We start from the raw sequence: 21,577 nt of genomic DNA, 5'->3' as shown, positions 1-21,577 counted from the left end.
AGAGCAATTTACTTAATGTATTTTAATGCTTTCTTAGCCAAGACGCTCCGTTTTTAGTGCTGAGTTCCGAGTGCTGTTAGCGCATAGCTAGGGTTTAGCCCGTGCTGAGTTAGGAGTCAAAAGTTAAGAGTTAAAAGTTAGAAGTTAAAAGTTAGGAGTTAGGAGTTATTATTTTTCCCCTGCTCCCTGCTCCCCTACCCTCTTCACCCCATCTTTAACTTTCGATCTAAATAGGTGGACTTTTAAGAATATTATGAAAGTCTATTTGTCGCTGCTAGTATTCAACAGCTAGGAGCGTACAATAAATGTAAATAAGTACATGTAGGGATCATGTAGTGATCTTGGGCAATTACGACCTGTAATTACTCATAATCACTGATTTATCGGCAAAACTTCTAGAGCCATTGTCTAGTCAGTTATATGAAAAATGCGATTTAAAACTTAAAGCTGTTACTTTGGTGCTATTTCGGGGAACTATGTAAATGTCCCATTGAAGATTTTTCAGTGAATTAGCCCAAATGATGAATATAACTACTTTACAAAGCTTTAGACAAAACCAATTCAGAGTATATCAAACCTATGAATATGCAAGAGAAAACTACCGAAGCGGAAAACACACGAGCCGATAAGGTAGAAATTGCCGTCCGCCTGGACTCCGAGTTACTAGAGCAAATTCAGCATCTCACCAATGACCCAAGTAAAGTGATTGAGGTAGCAATTCGCCAGTGGTTGCGTGGTGAAATCCTCAGAGATGACGAACTGACACGCACCCCTGTGCGTACTCCCGTTCCTCCTCGCGGTGAATGGAACGATTAATGCCATCAGTCATCTGTTAATGCAAGTTAAAAAAGGTGAAGTTTGCCAAGCTGGATTTCAGAACACCAAGAAATACCCAATAAAAGCAAAAAAGCTGTAAAAATTTATGTATAAATTTTAGCAGCTTTAGTAAAATTACGGTCGGATATCCTTTGTCTATCCAACTCAATTAATGACTATTACTGCCAATTCCCAATTGCCGAATGTATTTTCCCAAAATCTGGAATCTATTGCCAGTAAAACTGATGGCTCATTACCAACTCTAGGAGCTGAGTTGGTGTATACGCAAGATGGGGCAGGGCGCTATCTGACCTTTCATTGGCAGCACAGCGAACTCCTGGGGTTAAATACCGAAAAAATAGTTGACGAGCTGAACCAGACGCAAACCTTTGCCCCAGTGGATAAGGTTAATTATGTGGAACGATTGCACCGAATTTTGACAAGTTTGGTGCCAGAAAGGTTTCAGTGTTGGTTTAGCTACCATCAGGAATTATTTGAGTTGGACTTAGTGATTAGTCCGATTATGCCGAGTTTGGGAACAACTGCCACTACAGTTTTAGTTATGGGACGCTTAGTGCAAGCGACACTCAACAAAAAACAAGCGCGTGTGGCATCCAAAACGCCCACACAAATAGAGTTGGCTTTACGTTCACAGCAACATCAAAAACTGGTAAATCGGATTACCAGAAATATTCGCCGGACATTGGATTTAGATATTATTTGGCAGCAAACAGTTGACAGTTTAGGAAAAGCACTGCGGCTAGAGCGCTGTATTATTTGTCCTTATCAGCCCTCTAGCTCAAAAGTAAAAGTGAAGGCTGAGTATCGCCAGCTAGAACTCAGATCAATGCTAGGCTTAGAAATAGATGTAGCTTCTGAGCCTGCCTTTGCTCAGGCTTTGACAACCCTAGAACCAGTTGTGATGGAAGTGCCTGGATGCACAGAGTCTGGGCGGCAGAAAACTTTGGTGGTTGCGACTTGCTATCAAGACCAAGCCAATGGATTGGTTGCCTTGAATTGGCAAGATGAATGCTATACATTAACAGAATCGGAATTAGAGTTAGCAAAAGAAGCAGCAGATCAATTGGGAACTGCGATCGCACATGCTACTTTATACGAAGAATTAGAAGTAGCGCGTCAAAAAGCTGAAGAAGCTTCCCGTCTCAAAAGCGAGTTTCTGGCTAATGTATCCCATGAAATTCGTACCCCCCTCAATGGCATGATTGGCTTCTTAAAGCTGATTTTGGAAGGGATGGCAGATGACCCAGAAGAACAAAACCAATTTTTGGCAGAAGCGCACAACTTATCGATACATCTACTAAATATCATCAACGACATTTTGGACATTGCCAAAATCGAAGCTGGTAAAATGGAGCTAGCTTACGCTCCAGTTAAGCTAAATGAGCTATTTAGTGATGTAGAAAGTTTTATGCGTCCCCAAGCAGAAATGAGAAACCTCAGCTTTCGGATGCAAATGCCTGCTACCTCGGATGAAATCATTGTCCAAAGCAACTACCAACGCTTGCTCCAAGTGATGCTCAATTTACTAGGTAATGCCATCAAATTTACCCATGAAGGCGGTGTCACCGTCAGCGCCGATTTAGTACTCAAAAAATCGAAGCTTCAAGACCAGCAATTTCCTGGCATGGTAAGAGTCCGTGTGGCAGACACAGGCATCGGTGTTTCCCTAGACAAACAAGATAAACTGTTTCAATTATTCTCTCAGGTGGATGGCTCACGCACTCGCCAGTATGGTGGCACAGGTTTAGGACTGGCAATATCCCAGAAGCTAGTTGAAGCAATGGGCGGCGAGGTACATTTTTATAGTCTGGGTGAAGGACTTGGTTCAACAGTGACATTTACAGTGCCACTATATCAACAGCCAGTTATGGTTTCGTCTACTGATAGCGATTCAACAGACAGTGCTGTTAGCGATAGCGGGGCATTTAGTCCGTTATGATTTAGTCATTGGTCATCTGGAACATTACCAATACTAGGTTTGGAGTTTTAAAATTTAAAGTTTCTTAGTAATTATTATTCAATAAATAACAAAATTGGGCATAGGAGATGGTAAGTAATTCCGTCCCTAGACCACAAAATTGTATAATTATGGGCTGGGTTGAAGAACAAAACACAACAAACGCCTAAATGTTGGCTTTTGCTCCGTTTTACTCAAAATTTACAAAAAATAGATTTTTGACTCCTTTTTACGGTGACGTGTACTTGGAGAATTAAATCCTGTCTTTCGTCTGACTGCAAAGCAGAACCTAAAAGCTAAAGTAAAGTAGGAGGCTCACACGAAAACTTTGTTCAGACAACATGGAAAATAAGATTTTGGATAATAGTTAACGAGTAACAGCGCATCTGGCACAGGAATCATTATTATTCAATGTCCCATGCCCCATGCCCCATGCCCCATTCCCAATGCCCACCATTAACTTAGCAGGTCTAAAACTATGGAACTCACAATTGACAACGTTGAAACAGTCTTAGATGAAATGCGCCCTTATCTCATGTCTGATGGCGGCAATGTGGAACTCGTAGAACTCGATGGGCCTGTTGTAAAACTTCGCCTGCAAGGTGCTTGTGGTTCTTGTCCCAGTTCTGCAATGACCCTGAGAATGGGTATTGAGCGCCGCCTAAAAGAAATGATTCCTGAAATTGCGGAAATTGAACAAGTGGTGTAAAAGTTAGGAGTTAGGAGTTAGGAGTTATGAGTTTTGAATCAACTCCTAACTCCTCATTCTTAACTCCTAACTATTCCTATGTCCCATCCTCTCTATATCGCTTTTATCTGGCATCAACATCAGCCTCTGTACAAATCTCCTGGTAGTGCCTTATCTCCCAGTCAGCAGTACCGCCTACCTTGGGTACGTTTACATGGGACTAAAGATTATTTGGATTTGGTATTGCTCTTAGAGCGGTATCCTAAGTTACACCAAACGGTGAATTTAGTTCCATCGCTGATATTACAACTAGAAGATTATATTGCTGGGACTGCTTTTGACCCTTACCTCACAGCCTGCTTGACACCGGATGAACAACTCAGCCAGGAACAGAGGGAATTCATTATCCAACACTTTTTTGATGCCAATCACCATACGTTGATTGACCCACATCCCCGCTATAGCGAGTTGTATCAGCAAAGGCAGGAGAAGGGGCAAGCCTGGTGTTTAGCAAATTGGGAATTGCCTGATTATGGTGATTTGCTAGCTTGGCACAATTTAGCTTGGATCGATCCACTGTTTTGGGATGACCCGGAAATTGCTACTTGGTTAAAGCAGGGTCGAAATTTTACTTTAAGCGATCGCCAGCGCATTTATTCCAAACAACGAGAAATCCTTAGCCGCATCATCCCCCAACATCGCAAAATGCAGGAGGCTGGGCAGCTAGAAATTACCACTACGCCCTACACTCACCCGATTTTACCCTTACTCGCTGATACTAATTCCGGTCGGGTAGCTGTGCCCAATATGACACTACCTAAGCAGCGCTTTCAGTGGGAAGAAGATATTCCCCGTCACTTACGGAAAGCTTGGAACTTTTATAAAGACCGCTTTGGACAAATACCTCGTGGTTTATGGCCTTCGGAACAGTCAGTTAGTCCGGCAACACTTCCACACATTATTAACCAAGGATTTAAGTGGATATGCTCAGATGAAGCGGTCTTAGGGTGGACGCTGAAACACTTTTTTCATCGGGATGGGGCGGGGAATGTACAGCAACCAGAACTGTTGTACCGACCCTATCGACTGCAAACCGCAGAGGGTGATTTGTCAATTGTGTTTCGTGACCACAGATTATCAGATTTGATTGGCTTTACCTACAGTGCGATGCCAGCAAAAAAAGCAGCAGCAGACTTAGTGGGACATTTGCAAGCGATCGCTAAAATGCAAAGAGATAGTCAAAGCGAACAACCTTGGCTAGTTACCATTGCCTTAGATGGGGAGAATTGCTGGGAATTTTATCCCGAAGATGGCAAACCCTTCTTAGAAGCTTTGTATCAAAGTTTGAGCGATGAACCCCACCTCAAACTCGTCACCGTCTCCGAATTTCTGGAAGAATTTCCCGCCACAGCCACCATTCCCGGAGGGCAACTACATAGTGGTTCTTGGGTGGATGGCAGCTTCACCACCTGGATCGGCGATCGCGCCAAAAATCGGGCTTGGGATTACTTAACGGAAGCAAGAGAAATGCTCGCAAGTCATCCCGAAGCAACGGAAGAAAACAACCCAGAAGCATGGGAAGCATTGTATGCCGCAGAGGGTTCAGACTGGTTTTGGTGGTTTGGTGCAGGACACTCTTCAAATCAAGATGCCATCTTTGACCAGTTGTTTCGAGAACACCTGTTTGGGATTTACAAGGCATTAAATGAACCTGTACCACCTTATCTCAAACAACCAGTGGAAATCCACGAAGCACAAGGAAGCCATACCCCACAAGGGTTTATCCATCCTGTTATCGATGGTAAGGGTGATGAGCAAGATTGGGACAAAGCTGGACGCATAGAAATCGGCGGGGCGCGGGGGACGATGCACAATAGCAGTGTCATCCAGCGACTTTGGTATGGCGTAGATCACCTCAATTTCTATGTGCGGCTGGACTTTAAAGGTGGCGTTGCACCAGGGAGGGATTTTCCTACAGAGTTGAATTTGCTGTGGTTTTACCCAGAAAAAACAATGGTTAATAGCCCAGTTCCCTTGGCAGATGTACCAGATGCAGCCCCGCTTAATTATCTTTTTCACCATCTTCTAGAAGTTAACTTACTAACGCAATCGATTCAGTTTCGGGAAGCTGGAGACAATTATCAATGGCAGCCCCGTTTCAGTCGCGCTCAAGTAGCTTTAAATAGTTGTTTAGAGTTGGCTGTGCCGTGGGCAGATTTGCAAGTTCCGCCAGATTATCCCCTGCGTCTGATTTTGGTGCTTGCAGATGAAGGGCGTTTTTGCAACTACTTGCCAGAAAATGCTTTGATTCCTATTGAAGTACCTTAGAACTCAATACCCTTGGTTTTATAGCCATTCTCATGTGAATAAATAGTGGCGTACAGATGTACGCCACTACGAGGATATATCTTTCATCTATAAAGACTCGCAAGACTAACCCCAAAATATCGACCGTCATAAATCGCTATCAAGAAATGCAGGGGCAATTCATGTAGACGCATTCGCGGAGCGTCTCGTAGAGAAGCGGCTACTCTACGAGTTCTCCAGAGGAGTACCGCAGATACTGTGTGTACTTTTGCGTAAGTCCTAAGAAGAATAATGATGATTTAGCAAAGTTCCAGTAATATTACTGTTATCAAGGAATATTTGTCGTAAGATTAGAGACATTTTAGAGCAGATATTCTATACTAATGAATCGCTTTTCTCAGAAAATAACGAATTCTCAAGAGAGCATTTCACAGCAAACTCAACTTGGTCAGATGTGTGCTTCCAAGAAGCTATTCCGCGATCGCTATGAAATATTGCAAGTTCTAGGTAAAGGTGGTTTTGGCATCACTTTTTTAGCCAAAAATGCCGTATTACCTGGGCATCCTCTGTGCGTCATTAAACAACTTTGCCCGAAAGTGACTAGTCCCCAAAGTTGGCAAAAGGCATGTGCGCGTTTTGAAAAAGAAGCAAGAACTTTAGGTCAACTCGGTAGTCATTCGCAAATTCCCATGCTGCTAGACTACTTTCAGGCGAATGAGGAGTTTTTTTTAATTCAAGAATACGTACCGGGTTTGACTTTAGCCCAAGAAGTGCGGCGAGGTGGGCCCAAAAGTGAAGCCTCGGTGAAACAGTTTTTACAGGAATTATTACCAGTATTACAGTATCTTCATAAACATCATGTGATTCATCGGGATATTAAGCCCCAAAATTTATTGCGGTGTGAGTATGACAAACGGGTAGTGCTGATTGATTTTGGTGCAGTGAAAGAGCAATTAGTTGATGCTTGTGAAAACTCTACCAATCAAGCTGTAAATACCAACTTTATTGGAACTAGGGGATTTGCGCCACCAGAACAGTATTCTCTTCGCCCAGTTTATGCCAGTGATATTTATGCACTGGGTGTAACTTGTATTTATATGTTGACTGGTAAAAGTCCTTTAGAATTTGATTACCACCCAAATACTGGTGAGATATGCTGGCAAAAAGAAGTAAATATTACCGATAATTTCGCCAAAACTTTAGGGAAAATGGTGAAGATTACATTAGACGATCGGTTTAAGAATGTCGATGAAGTAATAAAAGCTTTAAGTTATGAAAGCTATTTGCCTACTTTAGCTAACTGTCTAACTACCCAAAAATTAAATAATAAAAGTATTACACAATACGAAAACTCTAACGAAGCTCCAGATGTCTACATACCACCAGTCACCAGAACTGCTAATGCTATTCGGAAATGGAGAGCGAGGCTTAAGTAAATAAGGTAGTAAAATTAAGTTAAAAGATATTTTAAAAGTTATTTGTGATGTATCAAATAGTTGTATATCCTCCTAAATCTTCATTAGAAAGGGGGATTAGGGGGATCTGAAAGTGTCTAAAATCACAGCAAAATCCTTTTCAAACAACCTTTTATTACCTAAAGTATCAAATTAACAATTATCATGAGCAATTGAAAATATCAAAAACAAATCTAGTAACCATTGCGACTACATTTCATCGTCAGTGATGGTTAATTAATCAGGGTTTTACTTAATACTTAGTCAATCTTTGCTTGTCAATATACAAGCAAAATTACTAGGGGTACTAGTTCAGAGAAATATTTCTATTCAGATTATTATATAATCGGAAGAATAATTAATTTTATGGCTCTCGTAGTTTTCCACAGAAGAGGAAGACTGACTACTATTTACAAACGCTAACTATATTAAGTAATTCCCCAATCCCCAGAACAGGGTTTTCTACCACAAGTAAGCGAGAGTCAATTTTCTTAAGGGACAGTTCGGGGCAAACTTAGCCTAAGTTGTTATGCAGTCGCGCCTGTCAGATCATGATCTGCTGCTTAAATCCCGATTGCCTAAATCCCCTGAATCCCAATGGAAAGAAGTTTTGCCAAAGTTGTAGCACCCCGTTGGTGTCACTTTTAAGAAATCGCTTCCGTGTCATCCGAGTCCTTTCAGATGAGGGGGGATTTGGCAGAACCTATCTATCAGAAGATGTCGATAAACTCAATGAACGCTGTGTTATCAAGCAATTAGCTCCAAAGTTCCAAGGAACTTGGTCGCAAAAAAAAGCGATGGAATTGTTTGCTGAAGAAGCGCAGCGACTACAAGACCTTGGGGAACATCCCCAAATTCCAACTTTAATAGCTTACTTTGAGCAAGATGGCTGCCTATATTTAGTGCAGCAGTTTATCAATGGCGATAATTTGTTAAAGGAGTTGCAACAGCGCAAGGGTTATAACGCTAGGGATATTCAATCTATTTTGCTAGATTTATTGCCCATCCTGAAATTTATCCACGATCGCAAAGTCATTCATCGGGATATCAAGCCAGAAAATATTATCCGCCATAAAAGTGATGGGCGATTAAGTCTGATTGATTTTGGTTCCTCAAAGCAATTCACCGCCAAAGTTCAGCACAAATCTGGCACATCCATTGGTTCACATGGTTATTCTCCCTTAGAACAAATTAGAGATGGTAAAGCTTTCCCTGCCAGTGACTTGTTCGGTTTAGGCGCTACCTGCTTTCATCTACTAACGGGAACTTCTCCCTTTCAATTGTGGATGGAATCGGGGTACGCGTGGGTGAGTAATTGGCGGGAATATTTGCGGAGTCCATTAAATGCTGAGTTGGATTTTGTCATCGACAAACTTTTAAAAAAAGATATCCATGAACGTTACCAATCAGCCGATGAAGTTCTCAAGGACTTAACTCCAAAACAACTCCTTGCCCTACCACCAGCCGGGAAGTCATCTGGAAAAATTCCCGCAACTCAAGCCCCATCTTTACCAAAAAGTTATCCCTTACTGAGAACTTTAATTTTGGTAAGTGCTTTTATTCTGTTGTTCGGATTCCAAGAATCTTGGTATAAACATTTTCGCCGGATTCAAACCAGTTTAGTTTCTAGGCTGAGTCAGCATAATAATTCTGGCAAAGATGACGTGCTTTTAGGTCAACCACCAAAGATTACTTTGGGTAGGGTTTCCTTAGCTAACACCATCCAAGGATATGAAAACTCGGTTTTATCCGTCGCCATCAGCCCCGATGGTAAAACCATTGCCAGCAGTGGAGGCGATGGCACAATCAAACTTTGGAATCTCGCCACCGGGAAAGAAATATCTTCACTCAACGCCTATTCTCAGCAGGTGAATACGTTAGTCATTAGCCCAGATGGGAAAACTCTGGTAAGTGCCAGTGATGACAGCACTATCAAAATTTGGAATTTAGCAACAGGAAAACAAATTCGCACTCTTACAGGGCATTCTGACTCAGTTCGGGCCCTAGCGATCAGCGCTGATAGCGAGACTCTGGTGAGTGGTAGTGATGACAACACCATCAAAATCTGGGATTTAGCCACAGGAGAGCAAATTCGGACATTGGTAGGGCATACATTTTGGGTGCGATCGGTAGCTATCAGTCCCGATAGCGTGATTCTTGCTAGTGGCAGTTTTGACAAGACGATCAAAATCTGGAATCTGACAAAAGGGTACTCAATCCGCACACTAGAGGGAAATTATCAAACAGTAACAGCTGTAGCTATTAGCCCAGATGGGAAAATTTTAGCCAGTGCTAGCCGCGATCGCACTATTAAACTTTGGGATCTACTGACAGGAAAAGAAATCCGCACACTGGCAGGACACGCCAACACAGTCACAACCGTAGCCTTCAGTGCCGATGGTAAAATTATTGCCAGTGGTAGCCGCGATCGCGCCATCAAACTCTGGAATTCGGCCACAGGAGAAGAAATTCTCACATTAACAGGGCATACAAACACTGTGACATCCGTAGCCTTCAGTCCTGATAGCAAAACCCTTGTCAGTGGTAGTGAAGACAACACCATTAAGATTTGGCGGTTGTCTCAGTAAAAATTTCTCCCCTACTAGAATGTCCCTCTCCGGCTCGGAAAGGGACAAATTTTACGTAGTAAAATCAGGCAGAGGTTTTTATAGAACCTAAATTATCAGAAGAGAGTCAATCTATATTTACCGCGTTCCTGTGGATTTTTGGAACTGACAACTATGTAGTAAGTGTCATCTTCAGGCAACCTAGCTCGGTCAATTAAAGCGCTGTAGGTGCCAGCTTTATCTTTGTCTCTATCTATAGCGATCGTCTGGCCTTTTGAATTTAGCAAAGCTACGTAAGGAGAAAATTCTTCATCAACACTATCTACACGAATACTTACAAGCTGATTTTTTCTTCCTTGGAAATTAGAAACATTGTAAGCGCCTCCATTTTGTTTCAAGGTTGAGCTATTGGCGCTTAGTTGGCCTGCTTCATCTAAGGTATAGCTAGCTCTATCATTCCTCAAAGCCAAACTATAGCGACCGATCTCACCGACATCTCGGCTAGTAACTGCAATTTTGTAAATGCCATTCTTAGGCAACCGCGCAAAAATAAAGGCATCATCGCCATCACTGCTTTTTTCCAAAGTGCCTTTTTTGACGATGATATTATCATCAGGATCGTGCAGAAATAACAAAGGATTTAAACTCAAGTTATTTGATCTGCGTGTATCTTTACTACCAACAAGCCTAATTTGCACTAGTTGATTTTCTCTACCTTCAAACTCATAGAAATGAAAATATCGACCTTGAGATTGAAAGTCACTTTTACTCAGAATACCCAATGCGACATCTACAAAGTTAATCTCTTTATAAGTAGGTGTTGCAGGTGCAGAAACTGCCGGAAGATCGATATTTTGGTTGCCACTTCTAGCTACATTAGAACTTGGCTTGCGAACTCTCCCGGAACCATTTGAATTAGAAGCCCTACCTCCAGACGTTCTAGATGTACTACTATTGGAACGATTAGAATTTGAGTTAGAAGTCCTACGTCTAGATGGTCTAGAAGTAGAGTCATCATTTGAAGCGTTCGAGGTTGGCTGGGAAGTTTCTGTATTAGAAGATATAGGACGATTCTGGATTGGCGACTCAATAGATGTCTTCTTTTTTGGAGATATTGATGCTTGAGAAGCAGGAAGTTGCTCAATTCCTTTTTTTACTGCTTCTGGTTGTCTCTCATCTGGTGATTTAGCAATTATGAAGCCTTGAGAATGTTGAGGTTTCCCTAAAGCATTTATAGGTAGCACATTGCTCGCGATCAACAAACTACTACCCAAGGAACAAATTAAAATGCGGCTTAATTTGTGGCGATAGTTTTTGGTTTCTAGTAGCATAATTACGCTCCTAATTTTGCGGATGATTTCGTATTTAACAGATAGACAAATTTGAAGTCAAAAATTTATATTCCTATTGAGACTTATAATACACTGTGGTGGAAGTTTGCCTACCATATCAAACAAGAGGATTTTGCTCTAAGTCTTGTTTGATATGGTAGCATCTGTACTAGAGTGAATATTAATTTTGTAAGTATATACTGAGCTACAAGCTGAAATTGCTGCTTTTCGAATTTTTGCCGAGATATTTTTGACTGGGCCAGATGCTACTAAGTAAGTGGGCGTAAATAATTATCGGCGGGATAAGGAAATAGGCAATAAGGGTTTTAGCCTAGTTTGATTTTATTGTGCCAACTTACTTAGACTACTGAATCGAGAAGGCATATTTGTGTCAATACTGCTGAAGGGTTGATATATAAGCTTTTTCCCTTTTAACCTTTTCCCTTTCCCCCAAAACCCGACAAGTATTGATATTTGTGCCCCTTGAGAAAAATCGCACATCGCGCTAGTCTTCATTGACGTAACTGCACGCTGTAACATTAGGCGATGACAAATCAATTCTCTGTGAAAATTCCCTCTTGTACTTGGAGCCGTCCCATCGGTTTAGGCTGGGACAAACCTTATACTGTCCGCTACGCAAGTAATATCGATGATGGCCCTTGGCATGGTATGCCTTTAGGTGGCTTTGGTGCAGGTTGCATCGGTCGTTCTTCACGGGGAGATTTTAACCTGTGGCACATCGACGGCGGTGAGCATACCTTCAAAAACGTCCCCGCTTGTCAATTCAGTGTATTTGAATCCAATGGCACATCTACCCAAGCCTGCGCTTTATCTACCCAAGGGCCCGATGATGGTACTCTTAAAGCTTGGCAGTGGTATCCAACGCTTGCCAGTACAGAGGGGACTGGTAATTATCACGCGCTATACCCACGTAGCTGGTTTGTGTACGAAAATGTATTCCAAGCACAGTTGACTTGTGAGCAATTTTCTCCAATTTGGGCAGGTAATTATCAAGAAACTAGCTACCCTGTAGCAATATTCCTCTGGAATGCCCACAACCCCACAAATGCACCAATTACCCTCAGCATTATGCTCACTTGGCAAAATATGGTGGGCTGGTTTACAAATGCCCTCAAATCTCCCGAAGTGAGGGTGCGTGATGATGGTAGTCCGGTTTATGAATACCAACCACGTTGGGGCGAAAGTCAAAGAAACCATAACCAAATAGTTGAAAATCCACAACAGTTTGGCTGTCTTTTAAGTCGGGTTGATAGTGATAAACCTTTGCAAGAAGGAGATGGAACTTGGTGTATTGCGACACTGAAACATCCCCAAGTAGAAATATTTCACCACACACGCTGGAATGCTGAAGGAACTGGTGATGAGGTGTGGGAAAGCTTTGCCAAAGATGGTTCTTTGTCCAATTATATAGATGCTAATCCAGTAGCAGAAGGTGAACAGTTAGGGGCTGCGATTGCACTTCGTTTTACTCTCCAACCAGGCGAAACCCTCGAAATCCCCTTTGTTCTCGCTTGGGATTTACCCATTACAGAATTTGCCGCCGGAGTCAACTATTATCGCAGATATACAGACTTCTTTGATAGAAGTGGAAATAATGCTTGGGCGATCGCATCTACTGCTCTACAAGAATATCAAACCTGGCGATCGCAAATTCAAACTTGGCAACAACCCATTCTCGACCGGGAAGATTTACCCAACTGGTTTAAAATGGCTCTATTTAATGAGCTTTATGATCTTACTAGCGGCGGTACCCTCTGGAGTGCAGCATCAGAACTTGACCCCATCGGTCAGTTCGCGGTGCTGGAGTGCCTAGATTATCGTTGGTATGAAAGTCTAGATGTGCGATTATATGGCTCTTTTGCCTTGTTGATGCTGTTTCCAGAACTGGAGAAGTCGGTGATTCGGGCATTTGCACGGGCGATTCCTCAAGGTGATGATACACCCCGAATCATCGGTTACTACATGACAATCAAAGCTGAAAGCCCAATTGCAGTTCGCAAAGTCGTCGGTGCAACACCCCACGATTTAGGCGCACCGAATGAACACGTTTGGCAGAAAACCAATTATACCAGCTATCAAGACTGCAACTTATGGAAAGATTTGGGTAGTGATTTTGTCTTGCAAGTATACCGGGATTTTCTGCTCACGGGTGCTGACGATGTAGAATTCTTAGCAGATTGCTGGCCTGCGATCGTTCAAACCCTCGACTACCTGAAAACTTTTGACCTTGATGGCGATGGGATTCCTGAAAATTCTGGTGCGCCCGATCAAACCTTTGATGATTGGCGGTTACAGGGTGTTAGCGCCTATTGTGGTGGGTTGTGGTTAGCGGCGTTGGAGGCTGCGATCGCAATTAGCGATCTTTTATTAACTTACCAGACAGGTAACACAGCAGAGTTGGCGGCGCAAAAGTCCACTTATGAAGCTTGGTTGACACAATCTCTTCCTATTTACCAAGAAAAACTTTGGAATGGGCAATATTACCAACTTGATAGTGAAAGTGGTTCCAATGTGGTAATGGCAGATCAATTGTGCGGGCAATTCTACGCTCGTCTGCTGGACTTACCAGATATTGTACCGAGCGATCGCGCCCTTTCTGCCCTGAAAACTGTTTATGATGCGTGCTTTTTGAAATTCTGCAATGGAGAGTTTGGTGCTGCGAATGGTGTTCGTCCTGACGGTTCACCAGAAAACCCTAAAGCTACTCATCCCCTAGAAGTTTGGACTGGAATAAACTTTGGGCTAGCGGCTTTTCTTGTGCAAATGGGAATGAAAGATGAAGGGTTGAGATTAACACAGGCTGTAGTCGAGCAAATTTATGAAAATGGGCTGCAATTTCGCACCCCTGAAGCTATCACCGCAACTGGTACTTTCCGCGCTAGCACCTACTTACGGGCAATGGCTATCTGGGGAATTTACTTAGTTATTAATTGATTAGCTATCAAAACGGTTCTCATACCCTGCAAGTTCGCTGAAAGCGTTCTCGTAAGAGTAGCCGCTACGCGTCTATGGATGCAATACACTTTCACCTCTCTCCAAACCTCTTTATTAAAAGGAGAGAGGCTTTGAATCTGACTCCCCTTCAAGGAGAAGGGACTGGGGCTTAGGTCTGTATTCGATGCAATTGAGAACCGCTATAGTATATGCGTTGTCAGAATTAGCCTGTCTTTATCTGAGAAAGCAGAGTTTAAATTTGTGATTTTATTTTCCGAGTGTTTCCGGAAGCAAGGGAAAATTTCAGTAATGGTAAGAGTTGAAGTAGTGAGAACTCTAGACTACTCTATGCCGACTATATCTTTGTTCTAGACCGAGGTATTATTGTTGAGCAAAGCACTCATCACAAACTCATGTCAATTGATGGTTTTTACTAGCATTTAGCACAAGTGTCACAGCATCCGTAATCTCTACTTTAAAAATTTTTAAAGATAAATACATAGAGAATTTACTGTTGAATAAAATTGACAATATTCTAATATTTTAAAGATTTAACCTACTATATATTTCTATTCAAAGCATCTTAGTACAGATATTGATAATAATTAAAACTATAGCAATCCGCTTTGATTTTTGTTCGTGTAACGTGGCGTAGCCATACTTACTTGTGTGGGTAGATAAGAAGCAATAGGAAATACTTTTTCAAAAATCAAAGCGGATTGCTATAGGCTAGCTGTTATTAATAGCTAATAATCATAAAATATTTATGATTGGTTTACAGTGATTTTATTTAGATACGTTGAATCTGTAGTTCTTGTAAACCAAGAAACATCAGAATAATAAATATTATTATCTAATTGAACTTATTAAGTAAATATGTTCAAGACTATGGCTGCAAACGTTTTTTACTGTTGAGCAGTTACTATTTTTGGAAGTTGTTTTACATCATAGTTAATGGTAGTATTTTCTAGCGACTCGACAATAATAAAGGGTTTAAATTGAGATTGTGTGGGGGGTCAGACCCCTCATAAATTAGTAAGGGAGGACAAAATTAAAAGTTGCACAATAGGCAAGTACGTATCGAAATACATTCAGTAAATTTAACTTAAAAATCTACTAAATTCGTAGATGACATTAACGACAAAAAATAGTATATATACGAATGACGTTGTTAAAGATCAAGAATAAATAAATTTTTTCCACTACTCAAAAAAATATGAAAACTTGCCGGAAATTGCTTAATTAACCAGTAGTAAGAAATACAGGCGTTTTAACAGAGAAAATTGATTGAATTAAAAGTCTATAAAGTTTCAGAGGATAAAACTGCATCTACCAAGAGCTACGCCTAGACTTTTGTCCTACCAGTCAAATGAGAAGACAAAAGATAAATTTTTTCCTTTCAGTTACTAACAAGCAAAAGCTACAGTTTCCTCAATTCATCGGATGGAATCTGGATAATTAGCAATGAGCAGCCAACAAACTTGCTTAAAAACTTGATTGTTTTTAATCAAAGGTTAGTTCATGAAAATAATCATCAGGTCAAATGCAGTCGAAACCTCAAGCCAAGGGGACAGTTCAGCAATGAATCTATATAATTTGTATCCCTACTACAAGCTAGCTCTTGCCCAAACTAGTTTACTAGGGGAGTTATCAGCCAAAATCACTAAAACTCTGCTTAATAGCGCCAAGGTAAAGCTCAAACAGCAGAAAAGTTTCAGTCTGTATCTTTACCGCTCAAAGCTGCGGGAGCTAATAAGAGCTTGGGAAAGTTATGTACGCATCTGTTGATAGAGGGATTTTTAGCCCTCGTCAACGTCCAACACCACCAAATTGCTGATAATTTCCCGAAAGCGATTGAACAACTGCAAAAAAGTTAGTGCAGTTTATAAACCTCAATTGAAACGCTAAAAATCGCAGAAACTGAACTAGTTTACTTCATCCAAAATAATTAAACACTATGATGAATCAAGACATTGCTGGTATTAGTAGTAACTTAGATACAACAGTAAAGGCTCAACAATTTGATAAAGTAGTTGAAGCGATTATTGCTGGAAAGTACTCCTGGGCATGTGTTTTAATGCTACGTTTTGCTGGTTATAATCCTCTCCATTACATTCCGTACCGTACCTACAACCGATTGCTGAAAGAAAACTCTCAAACCAACAGAACAAAACAGCAGCAAAGTGAAAATCTAAAAATGCTGAAACATGCTAATGATTCAAGACCTGCTTATCTTGAAGTAGTTGGAAAGCAAAAAACAGAAATCCGTGGCGTTAGTTTAGACCAGAAATTGGGATAGACAATTAACAAACATTAATCAAGGAAATCGCCATTAACTCAAGATATATCCTTGAAAGGCTGTGGAGCCAATTAAAAAATAATTTGGAATCAATAAATTCTGCCCTAGAGTTGATTGAGTATCTGAAAACCTGCCATGCTAATTTAAAATTGATTGCATGGTAGGTTTTCTATCGCAGTGATTAATTTAATTAATATTTTTTTGCAAAAATCTGCCAAAATGGCAAATATATACTGACGACATTGGTAAACTAATAAGAACGGCAATTTCAACCACAATAGAGGTGATTGGCAGCAAGCAAGTTAATTTAAAAACATAAAATCAATGATTAGTTCTGACTATGAAATAAATCAAACTGATTACAAAAGTAGTCAGCATTTCATGGAGTAAATAACTCCTATCCCAAGATAAATGATGTAACCGTTGCTAATGGTGGTTCTTTTTCTGAGGAAGTCTGAGCAAAAAGAATTTGGGGAGGTGGATTCCCCCAATCCAAATTTTATACAGCTTTCATTGACTGCAGACGATGTGAGTAATGCTTAGAAAACTTTCTATCTTGTGATTGGTGTTGCTTTATTTAATAAAGCAAACGCTTAACACCAATAACAGGGACGGAAACAGGAAAGTTATGGTGAAACCGTTGTCTTGGCTGGTGGAACTAGTAGGTCATACGCTTCTCTTTCAACCATTGTAATCCTAGTCCTCCCAACCTGGATTATCTCTGCTTTCTAAATTTTCAATTTATACAGTAAATACTGGAAGTTCAAAACTTGAAGAGCTTCCAGTATTTTTATGTATAAATAAAAACAGAGTGGACAATTCGACCACCCTATTTTTTGTAGAGAATGGTTAATCCAACAATGAATTAAACCTTGGCTAATTCTGGGGTAGGACGCTTGCTGTTGCGAATTGATGTAATGGCCTCAGCATAATCTTTAGCATTAAATACAGCTGAACCGGCGACAACTGCATTAGCTCCTGCTTCTAAAACTTGCCAAGTATTATTTGCCTTCAGCCCTCCATCCACTTCAATCCAAGGGTCAAGACCGCGTTCATCACACATTTGACGTAGCTTGCGGATTTTAGGTAACACACCAGGGATAAAGCTTTGACCACCAAAACCAGGGTTGACGCTCATAATCAGTACTAAATCGCACAAATCTAGAACGTATTCAATTAACTCTAGAGGACTACCAGGATTAAGTACAACTCCAGCTTTCTTACCAAGCTCTTTAATTTGCCCCAAGGTACGGTGCAGATGTGGAGAAGCATTATGTTCGCAGTGTACGGAGATAATATCAGCACCCGCTTTAGCAAATCCTTCTACATACTTTTCTGGCTCCACAATCATCAAGTGGACATCCAGTGGCTTGGTTGTAACCGGACGAATCGCCTCCACAATCAGAGGGCCTATCGTAATATTAGGTACAAAACGACCGTCCATTACATCAACATGAATCCAATCTGCTCCGGCCGCGTCTACGGCGCGAATTTCATCACCCAGACGGCTAAAATCGGCTGATAGGATAGATGGAGAAATTACAATGGGCTTTTGAGATAGGTTTTGGGTCATGGCTAGTGGGTTTTTAAGCGTCCTCGTCTGTAAGCATTGTAACAAAACATTGAGCAAGACTCATAACTTTGATCCCGGCCTTTTTACAGGAGTAGAGAGCAGAGAGAAAATAATAACTCCTAACTCTTGACCAATGACCAATGAATAATGACCAATGACTAATGACAAATAACAAATGACTAAAAAACTAACCTGGATAATTTGGGGATTAAGTGCTTCTTGTCTGAGTGCGCCAGTAATTGCTTCGGCTTTAGAATCTGCTTTGGGAACTAACGGTATTGATGCTTTGAAGCTACACCAAGCTCCTTATAATTTAATCGGTCGTAAAATTGCTATTGGTCAAGTGGAAATTGGTCGGCCGGGAATGTTTGGGTGGGATAAGGCAGTGTCTAAAAATCGCGCCATATCTTTAGCGGGAGTATTCTTACGCAATGGGCCAGCTAAGTCTAATAGCGGTGTTGACCCTCACGCCTACAATGTTGCTGGTGTAATGGTAAGTAAAGACAAAGCTTTGCCGGGAATTGCTCCGGGAGCGAGATTGTATTCGTCTGCGGTGGGTTCCACTAAAAGCATGGGTCAGCCAGAAGAATGTTTATCAGCCCAGCACATAGCGCTACAAAATGGTGGCGATGTCCGTGCCATTAATTTTAGCTTTGGTGAACCTCTCAGTCGCGATCCTAGACCAGAGGCTATTTTAGACGGCAATGCTTTACTAACTTTATGTGTTGACTGGTCTAGCCGTGTTCATGATGTTTTGTATGCGATCGCAGGCAACCAGGGTAAAGGCGGTATTCCTATTCCTACAGATAATTTTAACGGAATGAACGTGGCTTTTTCATCCCGCCGAGGGGGAATTTTTAACAAGGTAGATGTGGCTAATCTGGCGGGTGCTAACCAAGGAGTGAGTGGAAGGCTAGCTGGAAGGGAATTTGATATTGGTGGCCGCCGCGCTATCAGTTTAGTTGCTCCTGGGAATAATATTCCTTTACTCAATCCAGATGGCAAATTGAACAAGGTTACAGGTACTAGTTTTGCAGCGCCTCAAGTTACGGCTACCGTTGCTCTATTACAAGAATTTGCTGACCGACAGATACGCACAAAACAACCCCACTGGAGCATTGATGCTCGGCATCATCAAGTAATGAAAGCTGTATTGCTGAATTCAGCAGACAAAATCCAAGATAGTGGCGATGGCTTACGGTTGGGAATGAGCCGGACGCTAATTGATAAACAAAATCAAAACTGGCTAGATTCTGATGCTTATAAAGATCCAAAGATTCCCTTGGATGCTCAAATGGGAGCGGGTCATTTAAATACATTTCGCGCTTATCAGCAATTGAGTGCTGGTCAATGGCAGCCATCAACTACGGTGCCAGCTATTGGTTGGGATTATCACAAAGTGGATGTTGGAGCATCTGTTGACTATGTATTAGTAAAACCATTAAAGCAAGGAAGTTTTGTTGCTGTTACCCTAACTTGGGATCGATTGGTAGAACTCAACGATAAAAATACAAACCAACAATATGATGTGGGCGAAAATTTTCGCGATCGCGGTTTAAATAATCTCGACCTATACTTAGTAAAAGCTGATGCTCAAAATTTAGATACTGGTGCTGTTTGCTCTTCAATCAGCCAAATCGATAGTGTAGAACATATTTTCTGCCCAGTTCCTGCTACTGGCAATTACAAAATCCGCATCCAGTTTCGTCAAAAGCTAAATGAAGCGACTCAACCCTATAGTTTAGCTTGGTGGAGTGTACCTATCAATTAAAAATAGGTCAGCATAATTTTCATCTATTCGAACAACACTCTCCAATCAGGGCGCATAGGCGTGCGTCCCTATGAAAATTCTGTATTTTATGCAACTAAAAATGTTATTCTATCTCAGGAGTTGCAAAACAATAGCCGAAAAAAAATTTTCTGTTAGGGGTATTTGATGAATTACCCCTAACTCCTGTAGTTTGGCGTAAATCCTATATCTATAAAAACCCAATAGAAGTGGTTATTTTATGTTAGGTAGTCTACAATACTGTTATTGATAAATAGAAAAGTTCCTCAAAATTGAGATTTTTCATAATTCGTCTGCATAGCCGCCTCAAGTAAGAATTAGCAGCTTTAATGAGTTGTGTTTTATTCCTCTGAACTATTAACTTGCTGTTACAAAAACTGTAACAGTCTTATTTTCTATTGGATCAAATGCAATAGTAAATCATTGACACAGTGTCTGCGTCAACCATAAGCACAGATCGGGAATCTTTGGCAAGTGAGGTAGCAGAATGAATCGGCAAAAGTTTAGTGATGCAAAAGAAAATTTTCTGCAAAGACGTTATGGTGTGAGTCTGGGCAGACGTTATGCTTTGGCAGCTGCAAGTGTTGTTCTATTCAGTGTATTAGGTTGTTCTCAAGTCGAGAGTAACAAAAGTGCCCTCGCCCAATCTAGTTTACCTCAGCCAGAAACTCCATTGCAAAAAAAAACAGTCAACACTGATACAAGAATAGTTGAGTCTAGCAATAAGTTTGGCTTCAAACTATTTTCAGAAGTTCTGAAAGATGATAAAGGTGAGAATAATATTTTTATCTCACCTTCGAGTGTCGCTCTTGCTCTAGCCATGACCTACAACGGCGCTAGTGGCTCAACTCAACAAGCTATGGCAAAAACCCTAGAATTACAGGGAATGAATCTACCAGAAATTAACTCTTCTTATGCGGCGGTATTAAAGCAGCTTTTAGAAAATCCAGATGCGAAAGTCCAACTGAGTATTGCTAACTCGCTTTGGGCAAATCAAGATGTTAGCTTTGCACCAGATTTTCTCAAGAGAACCCAGGATTTCTATCAAGCTAAAGTCAGCAATTTAAACTTTAAAGATGCCGCCGCATCTAATATTATCAATAACTGGGTTAAAGAAAATACTAAGGATAAAATCACTAAAATAGTTGAAAGTATTAAACCAGACCAAGTGCTGTTTCTGATTAATGCCATATATTTTAAAGGTAATTGGAGTAACGAATTTGACAAAAGTCAAACTGCTCAATACCCTTTTTACATTACATCTGGTAAACGAAAGCAACACCCAATGATGTCACAAGAAAGTGACTATAGGTACTATGAAAGCGAACAATTTCAGGCGGTTAGCTTGCCTTACGGTCAAGATGGGAAAATCAGTTTTTATATCTTTCTACCCAAACAGAACTCTAATCTCAAAGCCTTTTATCAGAACTTGAATGTTGAAAACTGGGAAAAATGGATGACTCAGTTCAACAAACAAAAAGGGTTTATTCGTCTACCTCGCTTCAAAACAGATTATGAAGTTACACTCAATGATGCCTTGAAAAGTTTAGGCATGGAAGAGGCTTTCAGTAACAAAGCCAATTTTTCTGGCATGGGTAAAAATTTTGCCATTAGCCAAGTTAAGCATAAAACTTTTGTCGAAGTGAACGAAGAAGGTACTGAAGCGGCTGCGGCTACTTCAGTGGGAATAGTCGCAACATCTTTGAGAGATGAACCAGAACCATTCCGAATGATTGTTGACCGTCCCTTCTTCTGTGCGATTAGGGATAATCAGACGGGAAACGTTTTGTTTATGGGTTCCATTATTGAACCACAATGAG

General features: G+C 41.0%; 12 protein-coding genes and 1 pseudogene. 11 read left to right on the top strand and 2 right to left on the bottom strand.

The annotated features are described in order from the left end of the window. The first annotated feature begins 579 nt into the window (after positions 1 to 579). The 6 genes from G1O98_RS01700 (at position 580) to G1O98_RS01675 (ending at position 9,831) form a co-directional block, all read left to right on the top strand. Entirely contained in the window at positions 580 to 816 is a 237-nt protein-coding gene (locus G1O98_RS01700; protein ID WP_012408258.1) for a hypothetical protein, read from the top strand. A gap of 172 nt (positions 817 to 988) precedes the next feature. After that, positions 989 to 2,776 carry an ATP-binding protein gene (locus G1O98_RS01695; RefSeq protein WP_163926884.1) on the top strand — a complete coding sequence of 596 codons (1,788 nt, stop codon included), beginning with the start codon at positions 989 to 991 and terminating at the stop codon, positions 2,774 to 2,776. A 496-nt stretch (positions 2,777 to 3,272) separates the two neighbouring features. Continuing rightward, positions 3,273 to 3,503, top strand: a complete 231-nt coding sequence (locus tag G1O98_RS01690) for a NifU family protein (protein ID WP_012408256.1) — start codon at positions 3,273 to 3,275, stop codon at positions 3,501 to 3,503. A gap of 78 nt (positions 3,504 to 3,581) precedes the next feature. Beyond that, positions 3,582 to 5,810, top strand: coding sequence for a glycoside hydrolase (locus G1O98_RS01685; RefSeq protein WP_163926883.1), 2,229 nt, complete (start codon positions 3,582 to 3,584; stop codon positions 5,808 to 5,810). Between the two features lie 362 nt (positions 5,811 to 6,172). Then, complete coding sequence (locus tag G1O98_RS01680) at positions 6,173 to 7,225, top strand: serine/threonine-protein kinase (protein ID WP_163926882.1); 1,053 nt, start codon at positions 6,173 to 6,175, stop codon at positions 7,223 to 7,225. 569 nt (positions 7,226 to 7,794) lie between these two features. Continuing rightward, positions 7,795 to 9,831, top strand: coding sequence for a serine/threonine-protein kinase (locus G1O98_RS01675; protein ID WP_175586467.1), 2,037 nt, complete (start codon positions 7,795 to 7,797; stop codon positions 9,829 to 9,831). Between the two features lie 95 nt (positions 9,832 to 9,926). Here G1O98_RS01675 and G1O98_RS01670 read toward each other — a convergent pair whose 3' ends face one another. After that, entirely contained in the window at positions 9,927 to 11,141 is a 1,215-nt protein-coding gene (locus tag G1O98_RS01670; RefSeq protein ID WP_163926880.1) for a peptidase, read from the bottom strand. Between the two features lie 546 nt (positions 11,142 to 11,687). Here G1O98_RS01670 and G1O98_RS01665 point away from each other — a divergent pair. The 3 genes and pseudogenes from G1O98_RS01665 to G1O98_RS01655 all read left to right on the top strand — a co-directional run. Beyond that, a complete protein-coding gene (locus G1O98_RS01665; protein ID WP_163926879.1) occupies positions 11,688 to 14,096 on the top strand; it encodes a GH116 family glycosyl hydrolase in 2,409 nt (802 codons plus the stop codon). 1,581 nt (positions 14,097 to 15,677) lie between these two features. Next, positions 15,678 to 15,884 carry a hypothetical protein gene (locus G1O98_RS01660; protein WP_163926878.1) on the top strand — a complete coding sequence of 69 codons (207 nt, stop codon included), beginning with the start codon at positions 15,678 to 15,680 and terminating at the stop codon, positions 15,882 to 15,884. A gap of 172 nt (positions 15,885 to 16,056) precedes the next feature. Next, positions 16,057 to 16,392, top strand: a pseudogene (locus G1O98_RS01655) (HetP family heterocyst commitment protein); the annotation flags it as partial. An 868-nt stretch (positions 16,393 to 17,260) separates the two neighbouring features. Here G1O98_RS01655 and rpe read toward each other — a convergent pair. Then, positions 17,261 to 17,968, bottom strand: a complete 708-nt coding sequence (gene rpe / locus G1O98_RS01650) for a ribulose-phosphate 3-epimerase (protein WP_114081048.1) — start codon at positions 17,966 to 17,968, stop codon at positions 17,261 to 17,263. Positions 17,969 to 18,143: 175 nt separating this feature from the next. Between rpe and G1O98_RS01645 the strand changes: the two genes are divergently transcribed. Both G1O98_RS01645 and G1O98_RS01640 read left to right on the top strand, forming a co-directional pair. Further along, positions 18,144 to 19,739 carry a S8 family serine peptidase gene (locus G1O98_RS01645; RefSeq protein WP_163926877.1) on the top strand — a complete coding sequence of 532 codons (1,596 nt, stop codon included), beginning with the start codon at positions 18,144 to 18,146 and terminating at the stop codon, positions 19,737 to 19,739. 505 nt (positions 19,740 to 20,244) lie between these two features. After that, the gene (locus G1O98_RS01640; protein WP_163926876.1) at positions 20,245 to 21,576 is read left to right on the top strand and encodes a serpin family protein; all 1,332 of its coding nucleotides are present in this window, start codon (positions 20,245 to 20,247) and stop codon (positions 21,574 to 21,576) included. Position 21,577: the final 1 nt, after the last annotated feature.

It is taken from the genome of Nostoc sp. UIC 10630 (assembly GCF_010747425.1).
Classification (GTDB): Bacteria; Cyanobacteriota; Cyanobacteriia; order Cyanobacteriales; family Nostocaceae; genus Nostoc.
This window is presented reverse-complemented; position numbering and strand designations above follow the sequence as displayed.

Excerpts from the sequence above, each read along its gene's own strand:
- G1O98_RS01700 (WP_012408258.1), top strand. The coding sequence starts at position 580 with ATGAATATGCAAGAGAAAACTACCGAAGCGGAAAACACACGAGCCGAT.
- G1O98_RS01695 (WP_163926884.1), top strand. The coding sequence starts at position 989 with ATGACTATTACTGCCAATTCCCAATTGCCGAATGTATTTTCCCAAAAT.
- G1O98_RS01690 (WP_012408256.1), top strand. The coding sequence starts at position 3,273 with ATGGAACTCACAATTGACAACGTTGAAACAGTCTTAGATGAAATGCGC.
- G1O98_RS01685 (WP_163926883.1), top strand. The coding sequence starts at position 3,582 with ATGTCCCATCCTCTCTATATCGCTTTTATCTGGCATCAACATCAGCCT.
- G1O98_RS01680 (WP_163926882.1), top strand. The coding sequence starts at position 6,173 with ATGAATCGCTTTTCTCAGAAAATAACGAATTCTCAAGAGAGCATTTCA.
- G1O98_RS01675 (WP_175586467.1), top strand. The coding sequence starts at position 7,795 with ATGATCTGCTGCTTAAATCCCGATTGCCTAAATCCCCTGAATCCCAAT.
- G1O98_RS01670 (WP_163926880.1), bottom strand. The coding sequence starts at position 11,141 with ATGCTACTAGAAACCAAAAACTATCGCCACAAATTAAGCCGCATTTTA.
- G1O98_RS01665 (WP_163926879.1), top strand. The coding sequence starts at position 11,688 with ATGACAAATCAATTCTCTGTGAAAATTCCCTCTTGTACTTGGAGCCGT.
- G1O98_RS01660 (WP_163926878.1), top strand. The coding sequence starts at position 15,678 with ATGAATCTATATAATTTGTATCCCTACTACAAGCTAGCTCTTGCCCAA.
- rpe (WP_114081048.1), bottom strand. The coding sequence starts at position 17,968 with ATGACCCAAAACCTATCTCAAAAGCCCATTGTAATTTCTCCATCTATC.
- G1O98_RS01645 (WP_163926877.1), top strand. The coding sequence starts at position 18,144 with ATGACTAAAAAACTAACCTGGATAATTTGGGGATTAAGTGCTTCTTGT.
- G1O98_RS01640 (WP_163926876.1), top strand. The coding sequence starts at position 20,245 with ATGAATCGGCAAAAGTTTAGTGATGCAAAAGAAAATTTTCTGCAAAGA.